The following is an 18,850-nucleotide window of genomic DNA, read 5'->3' on the forward strand; positions in this document are numbered from 1 at the left end:
CCTGCTGTCCTTGATCCACCCCACCAGCGCGTTGATCACCCCACTAGCCGCCGGACGGGTGCCAGACCGCCCGGCGAATCTCAGCCGTGCCGACGATGGAAGTGGGGCAGGTGGAAGTGGGGCCAGTGGAAACCGGCCCGGTGGTGGCCGTGGCCGCGCCCGTGGCGCGCCGGCGGCGGCAGCAACGCGATGCTACTGATCAAAAGACAGACCATCACCACCGTGCCGACCAGGATGTCGAGCAACATGCGGAACCTCCCCGGTACCGCTCGCTAGCTGGGACAACGGTCTTAGATCCACGGTCGCGCGCCGTCCGGGGCGCGTCAACCGGATTCGCCGAACCGGGTGGTTGGCATGTCTCCGGGGCCCGGTTGTGCCTAGGGTGGCGGTGAGGGGAGTACCTCCACCGAAGCGTGGCGGTCATCACGGGCACCCCTGTGTGCCCCCGTGCGCTGCCCGCCGATCACCGGCGGGTGAGGGAGACCTCGGACGCCGAGCCATGTCCGAGGAGGCCCCTTTGTCGCCGCTGTCCACCATTGCGTCCCCGCAACTCTGGGCGATCACCATCGTCGTGCTGCTGGCCCTGCTGGCCGCCGACTTCGCGATCACGCACCGACCGCACGACGTGGCGATGCGCGAGGCGGTCGGCTGGTCAATCTTCTATCTCGCGCTTCCGGGCGCGTTCGGGGTCCTGCTCTGGCAGGTGTACGGGCGGAGACCGGCCGTCGAGTTCTACACCGGCTGGGTCGTCGAGAAATCCCTGTCCGTCGACAACCTGTTCGTCTTCATGCTCCTGCTCGCCGCGTTCGCCGTGCCGCCGCAGCTCGCACAGCGGGTGCTGCTCTACGGCATCGCCGGCGCGCTGGTCCTCCGGGCGATCTTCATCGCGGCGGGCGCGGCAGTGCTGCAGACCGGCGCGTGGGCGTTCCTGCTGTTCGGGGCGGCGCTGCTGCTGACCGCCGGCAAGGTGCTGCGGGACGCGGCCCGGGACGAGGAGTACCACGTCGACATCGACACGATGCGCAGCGTCCGGCTGCTCCGCCGGTTGATGCCGGTGACCGGCGACTACCACGGTGGCCGGCTGACCGTACGCCTGAACGGACGCCGCACCCTGACCCCGCTCGCTCTCGTGGTCGTGGCCGTCTTCGTGACCGACCTGGTCTTCGCGGTCGACTCGGTGCCAGCGGTCTACGGGGTGACCGAGGACCCGTACCTGGTCTTCGCCACCAACGCGTTCGCCCTGCTCGGCCTCCGGGCGCTCTACTTCGTGCTGCGCAACGCGCTGGGCAGACTGCGGCACCTGGACTACGGGCTCGCGGTGATCCTCGGGTTCATCGGGGTGAAGCTGGTGCTGCACTGGGCGCACAAGGTCTGGCCGTCCGTGCCGGACATCCCGACCGAGCTGTCCCTCGTGGTGATCGCCCTGGCCCTCGCCACGGTGACGGTGACCAGTCTGGTGGCGAACCGCAGGGAGGCCGTCAAGGCGTCCGAAACCGCAAGTTGAGTTTGCAGGCCGGTGTGTGGCTGCCGTCACTCTCCGACGGCAGCATGAGAGCCAGCTCACCGAGCCTTCCGACTTGCGGTTTCTTTCCTCTTCCGCCCGAGGAGTCCGTCCATGATGGAGTTTCCCGCTGCGCGGCTGGTGGCCGCTCTCGCCACCGCCCTCGCACTCACCGCCTGTTCCGCGAACGACGATCAGCAGACCACCCCCGGCTCCGGCGCGACCCTCCGGGTCAACTGGGGCGGCTTCCCGGAGAGCTGGGCGCCCGGCGCCGAGGGCGAGGCCGGGTACACCCGCGTTCCGTACGAGAACCTGGTCGAGGTGGTGAAGGGCGAGGTCAAGCCGATGCTCGCCACCTCGTGGGAGCAGACCGACACCGCGCTCACCCTCAAGCTGCGGGAGGGTGTGGTCTTCCACGACGGCACCCCGTTCAACGCCGAGGCCGTCAAGGTCAACCTCGAGACGGTACGGGACGCGCCCGGCCCGTACGCCGGCCCGCTCAAGGTGATCAAGTCGATCGACGCCACCGACGACCTGACTGTGACACTGAACCTGACCGAGCCGACGCCGTCGATGCTCACCACGCTCTCCACCCGGGCCACCCCGATGACCAGCCCGAAGTCGATCGCCGACAAGAGCATCGCGCAGACCCCGGTGGGCACCGGGCCGTGGGCGTACGACGCCGGATCCTCGACGACCGGCACCCGGATGACCTTCACGGCGTTCGACAGGTACTGGGGTACCGCACCCGCTTTCAAGACCATCGCGCTGTACGCCATCCCGGACGACAACCAGGCGGTCGGCGCGCTCTCCAGCGGCGAGATCGACCTGAGCGACGTCGAGCCGAACGCGATCGACCGGCTCAAGGGCACGCCCGGCATGGAGACGCTGATGTACCCGGCGATCCGCAACAACCCGATGTTCTTCGACCGCGGTCCGGGCGGGGTCTTCGAGGACGTGAACGTGCGCCGGGCCGCCTGCTACGCGCTGGACACCGCCACGTACGTCAAGGTCGAGCCGGACATGGCGGTCCGCAGCCAGCATTTCGCCGAAGGCGAGCCGGGCTACAACCCGGCGGTCACCGGGTACACCCACGACCTCGCCCGGGCGAAGAGCCTCGCGGGCGGCAAGCAGATCAGCTTCGAGGTGCTGGCCGCGCCGTTCACGCAGAAGCAGAACGAGGTGTACGCGAGCCAGCTCTCGGCGCTCGGCTGGGACGTGAAGGTGCAGGTCGCGCCGCCGCCGCAGTGGGCCGCCACCTGGAACAGCGGTAAGTACCCGTACGGGCTGGGCGCCAACGACGAGCTCACCCCGTTCGACTGGTACCAGGCCTGGTTCGCCGCCGACGCGCCCGGCAATCCGTCCGGGACCGAGAGCCCGGCGCTGAAGGCCGCCGCCGACGCCGCGATCCAGGCCGGCGCCACGCCCGAGGCGAACGCGCTCTGGGCCGAGGTCACCAAGGTGATCGCGGACGAGGCGCTGACCTGTGCGCACATCGCCGGCCAGGAGACCCTCGCGTGGAACAGCGCCAAGGTCACCGGGGTCGCGGCGCCGGCCAACGCGTGGGAGCCGAACCTGGTCAACTACCGGGATCTGAAGCCGGCCGGGGCCTGAGCGAGTGAGCCGCCTCATCGCGTACCGTCTCGCCCTCGCCCTGCCGCAGCTCGCCGCGGTCTCCCTGGTGGTCTTCCTGCTCACCTATCTGATCCCCGGCAGCCCGGCCGCGGCGATCCTCGGGGAGCGCGCCGACCCGGAGAGCATCGCGCGGCTGGAGGCCCAGCTGGGCCTGGACCGCAATCCGCTGGTCCGGCTCGGCGAGTGGTTCAGCGGCGCGGCCGCCGGTGATCTCGGCACGTCGATCTCCTCGGCGCTGCCGGTCACCGACCTGCTGCTGACCCGGCTCCCGGCGACGCTGTCGCTGGCCTTCGGCGGAATGGTGGTCGCGACGGCCGCCGGGATCGGACTGGGCGTTCTCGCCGGTGTCCGGCCCGGCGGCCCGCGGGACCGCATCATCACGGCGGGCACGTCGGTGGGCCTGTCCGTGCCGGAGTTCTGGTTCGGCCTGATCCTTACCCTGCTCTTCGCAGTGGAACTGCGCTGGGTGCCGGTGGTCGGGTACGTCCCGCTCACCACCGACCCGGCCGCCTGGGCACGCGGCCTGATCCTGCCCTCGATCGCGCTCGGCATCGGCGCCGCCGCGCTCATCGCGCGGCAGACCCGCGGCGCCATGGCCGAGGCGCTCACCTCGCGCTACGTCGACACGCTCACCGCGGCGGGCGTGCCACGCCGAAAGATCATCGGGTACGCGTTCAAGAACGCGATGGTGCCCGTCCTGGCAACGATGGGCATCACGTTCCGGATCCTCTTCGCGACCAGCCTCGTGGTGGAGGTGGTCTTCGCCTTCCCCGGCGTCGGCAACCTGCTGCTGACCAGCGTGATCGGCAAGGACTTCCCGGTCGTCCAGGGCGGCGTGCTGATCGTCGCGGCCCTGGTGATCGCGGTGAATCTTCTCATCGACGTGGGCTACGGCCTGCTCAACCCCCGGGTGCGTCCACAATGACCACATCTCGCCGGCTGCTGAGCCGGTTGCGCGGTCAGCCGGTGACCCTGGCCGCCCTCGCCTTCCTCGCGCTGCTGGCCGTCGTCGCCGTGGCGGCGCCGCTGCTCGCCCCGTACGAGCAGGACCGCACCGACTTCGACGCGCTGCTCCAAGGTCCGTCCGGCGAGCACTGGCTCGGCACCGACGACCTGGGGCGCGACACGTTCAGCCGGATCCTCCACGGCGCCCGGGTGGCGCTGCTCGTGGCGGTCGGCTCGGTCACCGTGTCGATGCTGATCGGGGTGCCGCTCGGTCTGCTGCTCGGCTATCGCGGCGGCTGGTCGGACCGGATCGGCTCCCGCTTCCTGGACATCGCCGACGCGCTGCCCGGCATGCTCCTCGGCTTCGCGGTGATCGCGATCCTGGGTCGCGGGCTGGGCAACCTGATGCTCGCGATCGGCCTGATCTTCTGCGGCAGCTTCGCCCGGATGACGCGGGCCGTGACGCTCGCCGAACGGGAGAAGCTCTACGTCGACGCGGCCCGGGTCGGCGGCCTGCGCACCTCGGCCATCCTGTTCCGCCAGGTGCTGCCGAACCTGGCCGGTCCGCTCGCGGTGCAGGCGGCGATCTTCCTGGGCTCGGCGATCATGGTGGAGTCGGCGCTGAGCTTCCTCGGGCTGGGGCTGGACACCAGTCAGGCGTCCTGGGGCGGCATGCTCGGCGCGGCCTCGGAGGACCAGGCCACACAGCCGTTCCTGCCGTTCCCGCCCGGGGTGGCGATCGTGCTGACGGTGCTCGCCTTCAACCTGGTCGGCGACGGCATCAGCGCGGCGTTCGCCGGCGGCGCGGTCCGGCCGGCGCGTGGGCGAGCACGGCGCCGGCGTACGCGGCCGGCCGTCGCGCCCCTGACCACCGCGCCCCCAACCACCGCGCCGCAGGCCGCAGCCTTCCCGGCCGGCCCTCCCCCACCCGCGCCGCCGGCAGCAGCGTTCCCGGCCGCCTCTCTCCCGGCCGCCATCCCTTCTCCCGCCATCCCTTCTCCCGCGATCCCCTCTCCCGCGATCTTGGAACCTGGTGGGGTTCTGGAGCTTCGGGACGTCACCGTCGCCCTCGACTCGGGCGTGCCGCTCGTCCGGGACGTCTCGATCAGCCTGCGCCGGGGTGAAGTGCTCGGGCTGCTCGGCGAGTCCGGATCCGGCAAGTCGATGACCGCTCGCGCCGCGCTCGGCCTGCTCCCGCCCGGGATCAGCCTGGCAGCCGGCTCGATCCGCTTCGAGGGGCGGGAACTGGCCGGACTGTCCGAGAAGGAGCTGCGCGGGATCCGGGGCAACGGCATCGCCGTCGTCTTCCAGGATCCGCTCGCCGCGCTGTCACCGGTGCACACCGTCGGCAAGCAGATGTGCGACGTGATCCGTACCCACTTCCGGGTCTCCGCGGCGCAGGCCCGCACGAAGGCCGCCTCGTTGCTGGAGCGGGTCGGTGTCGAGGATCCGGAGCGGCGGCTCGGCGACCATCCGCACCAGTTCTCCGGAGGCATGGCGCAGCGGGTGGCGATCGCGATGGCCCTCGCGACCGAGCCGCGGGTGCTGATCGCCGACGAGGCGACGTCGGCGCTCGACGTCACCACCCAGAGCCAGGTTCTCGATCTGCTGCTGGACCTGCGCGACTCGCTCGACATGACGATTCTGATCATCACGCACGACCTCGGGGTGGTCGCGGAGTCGTGTGACCGGGTGGTGGTGATGTACGCGGGCGAGGTGGTCGAGGTCGCCGGCACCTCGGTGCTGTTCGACCGGCCCCGGCATCCCTACACCGCCGCGCTGCTCGCCGCGAACCCGAGCGCCGACGGGAAGGCGGACCGGCTGCCGACCATTCCCGGACGGGTGCCGCCGGCCGGCGAGTGGCCGTCCGGCTGCCATTTCGCGAACCGCTGTTCGTTCGCCGTGCCGCAGTGCTCGACCGGCGCGGTCCCCCTTGACGAGGACGTGCGCTGCGTGCGCGCGACGGAACTGGTGCTCGGACGATGACATTACTGGAAATTTCTGACTTGTCGATCAGCTACTCCTCCGGCTTCATCAAGCGCCGCCGTTTCGACGCCGTCGACGCGGTCAGCTTCGACGTGGCGGCCGGCGAGACACTGGGCCTGGTCGGCGAGTCCGGGTCGGGCAAGAGCACCACCGGACGGGCGATCCTCAAGCTCCTCACTCCGGACGCCGGGACGATCCGGTTCGACGGACGGGACATCACCACGATGGGGCTGGAGTACCGGCGTGCCGTACAGGCAATTTTTCAAGATCCGGCAGCGTCGCTGAATCCGCGGCAGGTGGCCGGTGACGCGGTGCTCGCGCCGCTGCGCCGGCATGGACTGGACCGGCCTCGGGAGCGGGCCGCCGAGGCGTTCGAGCAGGTCGGCCTCTCCGCCGGGCACATGAGCCGGTACCCGGCCGAGCTCTCCGGCGGTCAGCAGCAGCGGGTCGCGATCGCCCGGGCGCTCGCGCTCGGCCCCCGGCTCGTGGTCTGCGACGAGGCGGTCAGCGCGCTCGACCTCTCCACCCAGAGCCAGATCATCAACCTGCTCGCCGATCTGCGGGCGTCGACCGGGGTGAGCTTCCTCTTCATCGCGCACGACCTCGGCATCGTCCGGCATCTGTCCGACCGGATCGCGGTGATGCTGGCCGGCCGCCTGATCGAGATCGGACCCGCGGAGGCGCTCTTCGAGCACCCGCGGCATCCGTACACCCGGTCCCTCCTGGCGGCGACGCCGGCGGCTCATCCGTCCGAGCGGGAGGAGCATCGGGTACGGCGCGCCGCGTACCGGCCGCTGCACCGGGGCGCGCCGATCAGGCGTGGTGAGGCGGGTTGCCCGTTCCGGGCCCGATGCGGGCGGGTCATGGAGGTCTGCTCCACCGAGACCCCGCCGGTCCACGACGTCGGCGACGGGCAGCACGTCGCCTGTCATCTCTACAGCGAGGCCTTCTCCTCGCTGAACCGGCGCCGGATCTGATCCACCGCCGCGCTCACCGTCGCCACGTGCGGGCGGGCGTGCGCGAACGAGGCGACGGCCGCGTCGAGATCGCCGGCGCGGGCGTCGTCCTCCAGCCGGCCGCAGGCCAGCGTCGCGGCGCCGGCGCCCAGGTTCGCCATGATGCCCTTCAGCTGGTGCGCCTCGGAGCGCAGTTGCGCGGCGTCGTCGAAGGCGAGCGCGTGCGCGATCCGGTCGAGGTGCTCGGGGATCTTCCCGGCGAGCGCGCCGAGCAGACCGTCCAGCGCGGAGGCCGTCGCCGCCGGGTCCGGGCCCCGCAACTGGTCCAGCCGTTTGTCGATCTCGCCCATCACGGTGCCGACGTCCTGCGCCGGCAGCCGGCTGGTCCAGCGGTCCAGCACCCGGGCCACGTCGCTCGGCACGAGCGGCTTGGCGATGTGCGCGTCCATGCCGGCCGCGAGGCAGCGGGCCCGGTCCTCGGCGAGGGCGCTCGCGGTCAGCGCGATGATCGGCACGTGCCGGCCCTCCGGCTCGCGGCGGCGGATCTCCGCGGTGGCCGCGTAGCCGTCCATCTCCGGCATCAGGCAGTCCATGAAGATCGCCTGGTACTCCTGGCGTGTCGCGAGCTCGACCGCCTCCCGGCCGTTGACGGCGACGTCCGCGGTGTAGCCGAGGTTGGCGAGCACGCCGAGCGCGACCGTACGGTTGATGTCGTTGTCCTCCACGAGCAGCAGGTGCCCGCGGCCCGTCGGCGTCTCGCCCCCGGCGCCGCCGGCCGGTTCCTCGGTGCCGCCGGTGAGCACACCGACCAGGGCGTCGTAAAGCTGGGACTGCCGCAGCGGCTTGGCGAACGCCGCCGAGAAGCTCTCCGGGTCGGGTTCGCCGGGCAGACGGTGTGCCTCGTCGGCGAGCAGGATCATCTTCGGCGGCGGGCACCCGGGCGGCGCGATGGCGAATCCGGCCAGGTTTAGGTGGTCCGCCTCGGCCGTGCCGATGTCGACGATGACCAGGTCGATCGGACGTCCCGCCGCGGCGGCCTCCCGCAGGGCCGCTTGGGCGCCGGGTACGTCACCGGCCGTCGCCGCTCGCATCGACCAGCCGGTGAGCTGGTCGGTGAGCACGTTGCGGTCCTGCTCGTCGCGGTCCACGATGAGGACCCGCAGGCCGTCCAGGGAGTGCCGCTCGGTGAGGTCCAGATCGTCCCGGGCGGTACGCAGCGTGACAGTGAACCAGAACGTGCTGCCGTTGCCCGGCTCGCTGTCCACGCCGATGCTGCCGCCCATCAGCTCCACCAGGTCCCGGCTGATGGCCAGGCCGAGCCCGGTGCCGCCGAAGCGCCGGGTGGTGCCCGCGTCGGCCTGGGTGAACGCCTCGAAGAGCTCCTCCTTCCGCCCCGTGTCGATGCCGATGCCGGTGTCGCGTACCTCGAAGCGGATCGGCACCGCGTCCGGCCCGGTGCTCTGCCGCTCGTCGAGCGCGGCCGTGACGGTGACCCGGCCCTCGGTGGTGAACTTGACCGCGTTGCCGGCCAGGTTGAGCAGCACCTGGCGCAGCTTGGCCGGGTCGCCGCAGACCGTTTCCGGCAGCCGCGGGTCGCAGACGCCGTCGACCGTGACCGCGTCCCGCGTGCCCGGCGGCGCGACGAGCGACACCACGTCGTCGACGAGCCGGCCGACGCCGAAGTTCGCCTCCTCCAGCAGGACCTTGCCGGCCTCCAGCTTGGAGAAGTCCAGCACGTCGTTGATCACGGCGAGCAGTGTGGATCCGGCGGCGCTGATGCCCTCGGCGTACCGTCGCTGCTTCTCGTCGAGGTCGGAGCCGAGCAGCAGCCCGGTCAGCCCGATCACGCCGTTCATCGGGGTCCGGATCTCGTGGCTCATCGACGCGAGGAACTGCGACTTCAGCCGGGCCGTCTCGATCGCCTGGTCGCGAGCCTCGGCGAGGGCCTGCTCGGTCTGCCGCCGGGCGGTGATGTCGCGGACGAAGCCGTGGAAGTGCACGCCGCCGTCGTGGCCGATGCGCCACATGGTCAGCTCGACCGGGATCTCGTGGCCGTCACGGTGGGTGGCGGCCATCTCGGTGGGCCGGTCGAGCAGCCAGTCCCACCGGCCGTCGAGCAGCCGGCGCAGCGCGGACCGGTACCGCACCGGCAGCACGGTGTCGGCCACGTTCCGGCCGATGATCTCGTCGCGGCTCCAGCCGAAGAGGTGCCCGGCCTGCCGGTTCCACTCCGAGATCAGGCCGTCGTCGTCCATCGTGAAGAACGGGTCGCTGGCCGCCCCCATGATCATTTCGAGCTGTTCGCGTTCCAGCCGCAGGCGCTGCTCGGCACGGACCCGGGCGGTGATGTCGTGCGCGACAGTCGACACCCCGATCACCGAGTCGTCGGTGTCGCGCATCGGCGCCATGCTGAGCGAGACCTCGATGATCGAGCCGTCCTTGCGCTGCCGGCGCGTCTCGAACCGGCTCAGGGCCTCGCCGGCGAAGACCCGTGCCAGCAGCTCACGCTCCTCGTGCTTGCGGTCCGGGGGCAGCAGCCGGGTCACGTCGCTGCCGACCATCTCCTCGGCCGTGTACCCGTAGAGCCGTTCGGCGCCCGGGTTCCAGGTCCGGATCGTGCCGTCCAGCGCCTTGCTGACGATCGCGTCCTGGGAGGCCTCGACGATCGCGGCGAGGCGAGCGTTGATCTCCGACTGGAGGCGTCGCTCGCTGGACGCCTGCCGGGTGGCCCGGTTCTGCTCGGAGACCTCGGTGCTCACCCCGAAGATCGCGTACGGGCGGTGGCGGCGGTCCCGGAGCGCGTACAGGGTGGTGACGTACCGGCGGGTGCGCTCGAAGTCGACGACCTCGTCCTCGAAGGCGAGCGGGCCGTCGGCGGCGAGCACCATCCGGTCGCGCCGCCGGTACTCGGCGAGCTTCTCGGGCGGGTGCACCTCGTGGTCGTACCGGCCGGCGGCGACACCGGGAGGGACCTCGTGCAGGCGCTCGTACGCGCCGCTGACCAGCCGGTACCGGCCGTTCACGCTCTTCACGAACGCCGGCGTCGCGGTCTGCTCGAGGATCGCGGCGAGGTAGAAGTACTGGTCGAGACGGCGGCCCGCACGACGCAGCAGCTCACCGCCGATCGTCACGCCGGCGCCGGCCAGGCCCCCGGCGATCAGCCCGTACCGGACCCAGGCCGCCTTGCGCACGACGCCTCTCCCCCAGAGTGCAGTCAAGTCGATGCAGCCGACTCGGTGCAGTCGAGTCAGTGCAGTCAAGTCAGTGCAGTCAAATCAGTGCAGTCACGTCAACATGTCGCGGTCTGTTGAGTTGACTCGTCAACATGTCGCCATGAGAGTTGATTCAGAGTCAACCTACATGTGAATAAATTCTGCTTTATCCTATTAGAGAAACATTAGCCCCATTGCGGAAAAACACCACATCGTTAAGGGGTACGCCGTGGCGACAGTGATGGTCGTCGACGACGTGGCTGCCAATCGGGACATCGTCCGGATGCTCCTCGGGTTTCGCGGCCACGACGTCATCGAGGCGCGGGACGGGGCCGACGCGCTCCGGCTGGCCCACGTCCACCACCCCGACGTCGTGGTCTCCGACGTGCTGATGCCCGGCATCGACGGACTGGAGCTGGTGCACCGGCTGCGCTCCGACCCGGACAGGCTGGCCGCCCAGGCGCCGGTCATCTTCTACACCGCGAACTATCTGGAACCGGAGACCCGGCCGATCGCCGAGGCCTGCGGGGTCAGCCAGGTGGTGCTGCGCTCGCAGGACCCGCACACCCTGCTGGAGGCGATCGACACCGCCCTGGCACAGGGCCCGGTCCTGATCGACGTGCCGGCCGCCGCCGACGAGAAGTTCGCCCAGGCCCATCTGCACGCCGTCAACGCCAAACTGATCGAGAAGGTACGCGCCCTGCACGACACCGAACGGCGTTTCGAGGCGATGGCCGTCGCGTCCCCGGTCGGTATCGGCATCCTCGACACGCACGGCACCGCTGACTACATCAACGAGCGGTTCACCGAGATCATGCAGATGCCGCAGGAGAGCCTGCTCGGCCAGGGCTGGCTGGACTGCCTCGACGACGCCGCGCAGGACGCCGCGCTCAGCCTGCTGCACGGCGCCGGCGACACCGCTGAGCTGCGCTTCGACCACCGGATCACCTGGCCGGACGGGACGACCCGGCGGCTGCGGCTGCACCTGCGGCAGATCCACGACGACGATGACGGGCGGCTCGCCGGCGGCGTGCTGATGGTCGACGACGTCACCGACCTGGTCTCCGCCGAGGAACGGCTCCGCGAGGAGATCATGCGCCGGCAGGAGGACTCCCGGCATCGCGACGCCGAACGCCTGGACAGCCTGCGCCGGATGGCCGGCGGGACCGCGCACGACTTCAACAACATCCTCGGCGCGATCCTCGGCTACACGAACCTGGCCATCGAGACGATCAACGACGGGCTCGAGGACGGCACCATCCCGGCCGACACCGCCGAGTCGCTCCTCGGCGACCTGCGGCACGTGGTGAAGGGCGGCGAACGGGCCAAGGGGCTCACCAAACAGCTGCTCGCCTTCGGCCGCCGGGAGATCATCCAGCCGGCCCCGATCAACCTGAACACGCTGCTGCGCGACGCCACCCCGTCGCTGCGCGAGACCGCCGGCGACGCCGAGCTGGTCCTCGACCTCGACCCCGCGCTGCCCGACGTCAAGGCCGACCCCGCGCAGATCAGCCAGGCGCTGCGCAGCCTGGTCCGCAACAGCGCCGAGGCGATGCCGTCCGGCGGGACCGTCACCATCACCACGTCGGCGCAGGACGACATGGTCACGGTCAGCCTCACCGACACCGGCACCGGCATGCCGCAGCACGTTCTGGACCGCGCGTTCGAGCCGTTCTTCAGCACCAAACCGGCCGGCAGCACGGCCGGCCTCGGCCTCTCCACCGCGCACGGGATCATCAGCCAGGCCGGCGGCCAGCTCACCCTGCGCTCGCGGGAGGGCCGGGGCACCACCGCCACCTTCACCCTGCCCGCCCTGGTCACCGAGACGCCGGCGCCGCCGCCGTCGCCCACCGGGACGGACGAGACGGGCGGCGAGACCCTGCTGCTCGTCGACGACGAGGCGGCAGTCCTTCAGGTCTCGGCCCGGATCCTGTCCAGCGCCGGTTACGACGTGCTCACCGCGAACGACGCCGGCGAGGCCCTGCGCATCCTGGAACAGCACCCCGGACACGTGTCCGCCCTGGTCACCGACGTGGTGATGCCCGGCATGAACGGCCGGCAGCTGGCCAAGGTCGCCGCGATGCGCCAGCCCAGCCTCTCGATCGTCTTCGTCTCCGGATTCGCCGAGTCACTGATCGACGAGAACGGCAACAACCTGGAGCCCGGATCCACCATCCTGGCCAAGCCGTTCGACCGGGAAGCCCTGGTCAGCACGGTACGGGGTGCGTTGAACGCCACACCGCACAGGTGACCCACAGGTTGCCGCCGACGGGTGTCCCCTAGCATCCTTGGCCCGGCGGCCGACAGTGCCCGCCCGATCCCGAGGAGGACCCCGGTGAGCACAGCAGGTGAGCCCCGGCCCCCGGTTGACGACGCGCTGACCGTGCGCCTGCCGGCGCAGGCCACCGGCTCGACCGTGCCCACCGACTCGACGCCCACCGACTCGACCGTGCGGCTGCCGGCGCAGGCCACCGGCTCGCACGACGTCCTCGACAGCTCGGACCCGGCGCCGCCGTCCGCTCCCGAGGCTCCCCGCAGCCGCCGGCGGGCGCTGATCGCCGGCGCCGCGGTGCTGGTCCTCGCGGCCGGCGCCAGCACCGCCGTGACCTGGGCCTACCGCGGGGAGGTGCCGCTCGGTGTCACGGTTCTCGGCGCTGACCTGGGCGGATTGAGCCGTACCCGGGCCGCCGCCGAACTCCGCACCCACCTGGCCGCCGACGCCCGGCTCAGCCAGCCGGTCACGGTGAAGGTCGCCGACCGCGAGGCCAGCGTGAAACCGGCGGACGTCGGCCTGGTCGTCGACGTCGACGCCACCATCACGGCCGCGGCGAAAGGCCGCCCGTCCCCGTTCGGCGAGCGCGCGGTGCCACCGGTCGTCGCCGTCGACCCGGACCTGCTGGACGCGGCCCTGCGCGAGTCCCTCGGCAAGATCGGCGAGCTGATGACGAAGCCGGCCGTGGTCTTCGACGGGGTGAAGCCGCGGGCCGTGCATCCGGTGGCCGGTCGTGACCTGGACCCGGCCCGGACCGCCGCGACGATCCGGGAGAGCTGGCCGGCCAGCCGGGAGGTCACCGTCCCGCTGGCCGAGGTGCACCCGGCCACCACCGCCGCCGAGGTGGACCAGCTGGTCACCGACCTGGCCGAACCGGCGGTCTCCGGCCCGCTCACCATCACCACGGACGCCGGCGCCGTGCGGGTTCCGCCGGCCGCCATCGCGAAGAGCCTGGTCCTGACGTCGGACAAGACCGGGCGGATCGAGCCGCGCGTCGACGCGAAGAAGCTGCGGGCCGCCATCGCGAAACCGCTCGCCAAGGTGGAGAAGAAGGCCAAGGACGCGCGGTTCAGCCTCAAGGGCGGCAAGCCGTCGATCGTCGGCGGCGCCGACGGCACCGCTGTCGACCTGGCCGCGATGGCGCCGGAGATCCTCACCGTGCTGCGCAGCACGACGGAGCGGTCGGTCGCCGCGACGGTGACCCGCGCCGAGCCCGAGCTCACCGCTGAGGACCTGGGCAAACTCGGCGTCAAGGAGAAGATCTCGACGTTCACCACCAAGTTCACCGGTGGGCTCTCCTCGCCGCGCAGCCAGAACATCGTGCAGGCCGCGAAGCAGGTCGAGGGCACGCTGGTGCTGCCCGGCGAGACGTTCTCGCTGAACAAGCACACCGGCGAGCGCGGCTACAAGCAGGGTTACCAGGACGCCCCGGTGATCCTCGGCGGCAAGCTGACCCCCGGCGTCGGCGGCGGCGTCTCCCAGTTCACCACGACGCTCTTCAACGCCACGTACTACGCCGGCCTCAAGGACGTCGAGCACAAGCCGCACTCGTACTACTTCGACAGGTACCCGGCCGTCATCGAGTCCACGATCTTCTACCCGGACCTGGACTTCAAGTTCAAGAACGACAGCCCGTACGGGGTACTGCTCGACACCGCCTGGACCAGGAACAGCATCACCGTCTCGGTGTGGAGCACCAAGGTCTGGGACAAGGTGTCCACCGAGTGGAGCAAGCGGCGCAACATCACGTCGCCGCGGACGATCACCCTGCCGGCCGGCCCGAGCTGCATCGCCACCGGTGGTCTGCCCGGTTTCACCCAGGACGCGTACCGGCTGTTCGAGCGGGACGGCAAGGTCGTGAAACGGGAGAAGTTCACCTGGAAGTACGACGCCGAGCCGAACTACATCTGCGGCGGAGCGGACGACTCAGCGGGCTGACCCGGCGCGCCGGATCAGCCCGTACCTGATGGTCAGTTCTTTGTCTGATCAGTTCTTTGTCCCTGAGACGACCAGGTTGAAGCCGGTGTCGGCGGCGACGATCGGATTCTCGAAGCCTGCCTCGGCCAGCAGGGCCAGGCGCGTGGACGGGCCGCCGAGCGTGCCGAGCCCGTAGGCGCCGGGCTGCCCCAGCGACGTCGGGGTGCAGAGGGCGGTCGACGAGGCGTACCCGATCCGGGTGATCGGCATGCCGATCGTGCTGGTCCAGTCGTCGGCCGACCACGGCTCGACCGCCACCACGATCCCACCCGGGTTCAGCGACGCGTGCGCGGCCCGCAGTGCGGCGACCGGGTCGCCCATGTCGTGCAGCGCGTCGAAGAAGACCACCACGTCGAACGGCCCGTGCCCGGCGACGCCGGCCGAGTCCGCGACGTGGAACGAGACGTTCGCCGGGCTGCCCGCCTCGATCGCCCGGGCCCGCGCGGTCGCGACCGACGGCTCGTGGAGGTCGAATCCGGCGACCGTGGACGACGGCCAGGCGCGGCCGATCAGCAGGCTCGCGAACCCGTGCCCGCAACCGACGTCCGCGATCCGGGCGCCCGCCTCCAGCTTGGCGATCAGACCGGGTACGGCCGGGAACCACGCCTGGGCGAGCTGGTTCACGTACGCGGTCCGGAAGTACCGCTCGATGCCGTGGTAGGTGCACCCCGGCACCTCGTCGCCGCTGAGCCCGCCGGTGCCCCGGAACGCCACCTCCAGGTTCTCCAGCGACTGGAAGTACCCGGCGATGATCTCGCCGGCCGCGACCAGGTAGGCCGGCGAGTCCACCACCGACAGCGCCAGCGCGTGCTCGAGCGGCAGTTCGTAGGTGTCCCCGTCGATCGTCAGGTACCCGGAGACGGCCTGCTGCCGGAGCCATTCGGTGACCAGCCTCGGATGCAGGCCGGTGCGCCGGGCCAGCTCCGCGGCGGTGATCGGGCCGGCGCCGGTCAGAGCCCGGTAGAGGCCCAGGCGGTCGCCGAGGACTGTCATCGCGGTGCTCGCCGCGCCGGCGAAGTCGGTGATCAGCTGCCCGGCGAAGGCCTCCACGCGGGCCTCGTCGATGGTCGGTGTCTGCTGCGTGTCTGTCGTCATGCCCTCACGATGCGGCCTGGCGCTTGCTGATCCCTTGCGGCGCCCTTGCCGGCCCCTGTCAGCCCCGGCCCGGGGCTTTTGGCGGCCGCAGTCAGCCCAGGCCCGGGGCTTTTGTCGGCCCCTGTCAGCCGGTCCAGCGCGAACCGGACCGGATCGCGCATCTCACCGGGCGTGCCGATGCCTGGGCTGGTGGCCGGGCCGCGCAGGCGGGCCAGCCGCTCCCGGTCCGGGCCCATCACCGCGGGCGCGAACGGGTCGGCGTCGGCCGCTGCCACCAGCGCCGCGGCCGCCTCCGGATCGCCCAGAGCGGCGAGCAGCTCGGCGATGAGCCGCACCATCGTCCACACCTGGGCGGTCATGTTCACGTTGCGGACCGCGACGATCGTCTCCCGGCAGGCGGTGACGGCCTCCTCGTACCGCCCCAGCCGGATCAGGACGGCGGCCCGCGCGACCCGGGCCACGTTGCCGCCGTAGACCTGGTTCACCCGGTCGTTCGCGGCGATCGACCGGTCGTACCAGGCGAGCGCCTCCGCGGGGGCACTGCCCGCGACCAGCTCACCGCGGGTGAACGGGACGAAACCGTCCAGGCCGTCGGTGTCCAGGTGCGCGGCGTACCGGTCCAGCCAGGCCAGCCCGGTGTCCGGGTCGCCGCCGTACACGTCCATCAGCGCCGCGCAGCAGATCCCGGTGGCCCGGGCCCAGCGCGGCGAGCCCGGGTCGGTCGCCATCCGCTCGGCGTCGGCGCGCACGTCGGCGGCCCGGCCGGCGAACATCGCGTTGGAGATCCGGACGACCAGCGCGCCCCAGCGCAGCGGATGGTCGCCCGGCATCCGGTCGAGAACCGCGGTGAGCAGCCGGTCCGCCTCGGCGAGGTTGCCGCGCAGCCACTCCGCGTTGCCGGCGGCCAGGCCGCGCAGGATCTCGCTCTCGGTCTCGACCCGATCCGGTTTCCAGCCGGCCAGTTGCTCGGTGAGTCCCGGATCCGGCGCATCCGAATTGATCACGGCAAGCAGTGCGGCCATCCTCGCGCCGTCCCGGTCGTCGTGCTGGTCGTCGTGCTGGTCGCCCAGCCATTGCAGGGCCTCCTGCAGGTTCGCCAGCTCGCGGCGCATCGTGGGCGTGGTCCACGGGTCGCGGTCCCGGCCCCGGCGGACCAGCTCCTGCGCCAGGTCGAGCATCCACCGGGCGTGCGCGGCGCGGGCCTTTCCCTCCTCGTCCGGTCCGAGGTGACCGATGCCGACGTGCCGCACGGTCTCCAGCAGCCGATAGCGGGGCTGCTCAGCGCTGAGATCACAGGTCACCAGCGAGGCGTCGACGAGCTCCGCGAGCAGCGGCTCGGCGTCAGCGCCGGCTCTCGACGCGCCGGTTTCCGACGCGCCGGCTCTCGACGCGCCGGTTTCCGACGCGGCGCTCTGGAAGTAGGGCAGCGCGTCCAGGCCGAAGCCACCCCGGCACACCGCGAGGTGGTCCAGCAGGCGTTGCGCCGCCGGGTCCAGCAGACGGTACGACCATTCGACGGTCGCCGAGACCCCGGTGGCCCGATCGCCACCGCGTGCCGGGTCGAGCACGTTGAGCCCGGCTCCCAGCCGGTCCCGCAGATGCGCTAGGCCGAACACCGCCTCACGCCGTGCCGCCAGCTCCACCGCCAGTGGCAAGCCGTCGACCAGCTCGCAGATCTGGGCGGCCAGTTCACGCGTACGCACATCGTCCCGGAAATCCGCACGCAGCAAGGCCGCGCGGTCGCAGAAAAGCGCGACCCGGTCGGAAGCCGGCAGCGGGCCGATCCGGATGACCCGCTCCCCCGCCACATCGAGGCGCTGGCGGGACGTCGCCAGCACCCGCACCTCCGGACAACGGGCGATCAGCTCGCTGACCAGGGCTCGGACCGCGTCGAGCAGATGCTCACAGTTGTCCAGCACGAGCACCGACGGACTCGCCCCGAGCCGCTCGGCCAGCGCCGTGACACCGCCGCGCGGTGCGGCGCGCATGCCCAGCGCCCCGGCGACCGCCGCCGCCACGTCCGCCGGAACCGAGCGCTCGGCCAGCTCCACGACGAGCTCGTCGCCGCTGAGCGCCTCGGTCATCAGCCGGGTCTTGCCGACCCCACCCGGACCGATCAGAGTGATCACCCGGTCGGTGTCCAGCGCGGTGCGGATCGCGGTGAGCTCGGCGGTCCGGCCGAAGAAGCGGTCCGCGCTCCTCGGCCGGGCTCGGCGGTGCGATCCCGGATCCTCTTCGAGGATCCTCCGCTGCATGTCGATCATGGCGGGCGACGGGTCCAGGCCGTAGTCCGCCGACATCCTTTCCCGGTACGCCCTGACCACCGCCAACGCCTCCGGGGTACGGCCGGTCGCGTGCAAGGCGCGCATGAGCAGCAGATGTGGCCGTTCCCGCAACGGTTCCGCGAGGGCGAGGGCCTCGATCTCGGGTAGCGCCTCGGCCGCCCACCCCGCGTCGATCCGCCGGTCCAGACACTCCTCGCGCAGGTGGCGGCGCCACTCGGCGAGCCGGGCCACATCCGGCGCGAACGCGAGCCGGTCCGCCACGTCCGACAGCGGATCCCCCCGCCACACGTCGAGCGCCGCGGCGAGCGTGGCGGCGGCCAGGTCGGCGGGCTGGTGACGGGCCCGGGCGATCAGCCGCTCAACCCGGTCGACGTCCAACCCGTCGCCGTCCCCGGCGTGGTCGTCGCTTGTCAGCGCGAGCCGGTAGCCGCCCGACTCGCGGCGGATCACGTCACCACCGGTGTGCCGCCGGAGCCGGGACACATAGCTGTGCAGATTGCCGAGCGCGTTGTCCGGCGGCTCACCCTCCCAGAGCGCGTCGATCAGCTCGGCGACCGAAACCGGGCGGCCGCCGGCGAGCGCGAGACGGGCGAGCAGGACGCGCTGCGGCATTCCGGTGAGCGGGATTGGGACACCGTCACGGGTCAACTCGACCGGTCCCAGCACCCCCACCCGGATCCCCACCGGGCCATTCTCCCCGGCCGTCACCACCGATGACCAGTAGTTATCCGCTCCCCGACACAGCACTGTGCACCAGCCGGACCAGCCGGACCAGCCGGACCAGCCGGCCCGGAGCGCGCCGGCTGAAAGCAAGACCGGGCCGTAGCTGGCGCAGGTCATCACACCGGATAACCGCGCTCACCTACGGCTCGAACCACCCAGCCGTAGCTGGCGCAGGCCACCACACCCGAATAGCCACGCTCAACTACGGCTCGCACCACCCGGCCGTAGCTCAATCAGGTCACCGGCCTTGATGACCTGCCTGC

11 protein-coding genes are annotated in these 18,850 nt (G+C 71.5%); 7 read left to right on the top strand and 4 right to left on the bottom strand.

Going from position 1 to position 18,850, the window contains the following annotated elements; genetic code table 11:
• Window positions 1-80: 80 nt before the first annotated feature.
• On the bottom strand, window positions 81-248 hold the full coding sequence (locus AB0F72_RS39310) for a hypothetical protein (RefSeq protein ID WP_360443336.1): 168 nt from the start codon (window positions 246-248) through the stop codon (window positions 81-83).
• Window positions 249-499: 251 nt separating this feature from the next.
• Here AB0F72_RS39310 and AB0F72_RS39315 point away from each other — a divergent pair, with 251 nt between their 5' ends.
• The 5 genes from AB0F72_RS39315 to AB0F72_RS39335 all read left to right on the top strand — a co-directional run bounded on the left by AB0F72_RS39315 (window position 500) and on the right by AB0F72_RS39335 (window position 7,044).
• A complete protein-coding gene (locus tag AB0F72_RS39315; protein ID WP_360443339.1) occupies window positions 500-1,504 on the top strand; it encodes a TerC/Alx family metal homeostasis membrane protein in 1,005 nt (334 codons plus the stop codon).
• 111 nt (window positions 1,505-1,615) lie between these two features.
• Window positions 1,616-3,115: an ABC transporter substrate-binding protein gene (locus AB0F72_RS39320; protein WP_360443342.1), complete on the top strand. Its 1,500-nt coding sequence runs from the start codon at window positions 1,616-1,618 to the stop codon at window positions 3,113-3,115.
• A gap of 4 nt (window positions 3,116-3,119) precedes the next feature.
• The gene (locus tag AB0F72_RS39325; protein ID WP_360443345.1) at window positions 3,120-4,061 is read left to right on the top strand and encodes an ABC transporter permease; all 942 of its coding nucleotides are present in this window, start codon (window positions 3,120-3,122) and stop codon (window positions 4,059-4,061) included.
• Window positions 4,058-6,067: a dipeptide/oligopeptide/nickel ABC transporter permease/ATP-binding protein gene (locus AB0F72_RS39330; protein WP_360443348.1), complete on the top strand. Its 2,010-nt coding sequence runs from the start codon at window positions 4,058-4,060 to the stop codon at window positions 6,065-6,067. The genes AB0F72_RS39325 and AB0F72_RS39330 overlap by 4 nt, the downstream gene beginning before the upstream one ends.
• Before the next feature lie 20 nt (window positions 6,068-6,087).
• A complete protein-coding gene (locus AB0F72_RS39335) occupies window positions 6,088-7,044 on the top strand; it encodes an ABC transporter ATP-binding protein (RefSeq protein WP_360443351.1) in 957 nt (318 codons plus the stop codon).
• On the opposite strand, the gene AB0F72_RS39340 is transcribed toward AB0F72_RS39335, so the two are convergent.
• On the bottom strand, window positions 7,002-10,214 hold the full coding sequence (locus AB0F72_RS39340; protein ID WP_360443354.1) for a PAS domain S-box protein: 3,213 nt from the start codon (window positions 10,212-10,214) through the stop codon (window positions 7,002-7,004). The two genes, AB0F72_RS39335 and AB0F72_RS39340, sit on opposite strands and share 43 nt — an antisense overlap.
• 250 nt (window positions 10,215-10,464) lie before the next feature.
• On the opposite strand from AB0F72_RS39340, the gene AB0F72_RS39345 reads away from it, so the two are divergent.
• The gene (locus AB0F72_RS39345; RefSeq protein WP_360443357.1) at window positions 10,465-12,486 is read left to right on the top strand and encodes a response regulator; all 2,022 of its coding nucleotides are present in this window, start codon (window positions 10,465-10,467) and stop codon (window positions 12,484-12,486) included.
• Window positions 12,487-12,570: 84 nt separating this feature from the next.
• Window positions 12,571-14,445 (top strand): VanW family protein, encoded by a 1,875-nt coding sequence (locus tag AB0F72_RS39350; protein WP_360443361.1) that lies wholly within the window; start codon window positions 12,571-12,573, stop codon window positions 14,443-14,445.
• A 48-nt stretch (window positions 14,446-14,493) separates the two neighbouring features.
• Here the strand turns inward: AB0F72_RS39350 and AB0F72_RS39355 are convergent, their stop codons facing one another.
• Both AB0F72_RS39355 and AB0F72_RS39360 read right to left on the bottom strand, forming a co-directional pair.
• A complete protein-coding gene (locus AB0F72_RS39355; RefSeq protein WP_360443363.1) occupies window positions 14,494-15,579 on the bottom strand; it encodes a class I SAM-dependent methyltransferase in 1,086 nt (361 codons plus the stop codon).
• Complete coding sequence (locus AB0F72_RS39360) at window positions 15,576-18,548, bottom strand: BTAD domain-containing putative transcriptional regulator (protein ID WP_360443366.1); 2,973 nt, start codon at window positions 18,546-18,548, stop codon at window positions 15,576-15,578. The genes AB0F72_RS39355 and AB0F72_RS39360 overlap by 4 nt, the downstream gene beginning before the upstream one ends.
• Window positions 18,549-18,850 lie beyond the last annotated feature (302 nt).

The sequence above is a fragment of the Actinoplanes sp. NPDC023936 genome (genome assembly GCF_040639325.1).
Classification (GTDB): Bacteria; Actinomycetota; Actinomycetes; order Mycobacteriales; family Micromonosporaceae; genus Actinoplanes.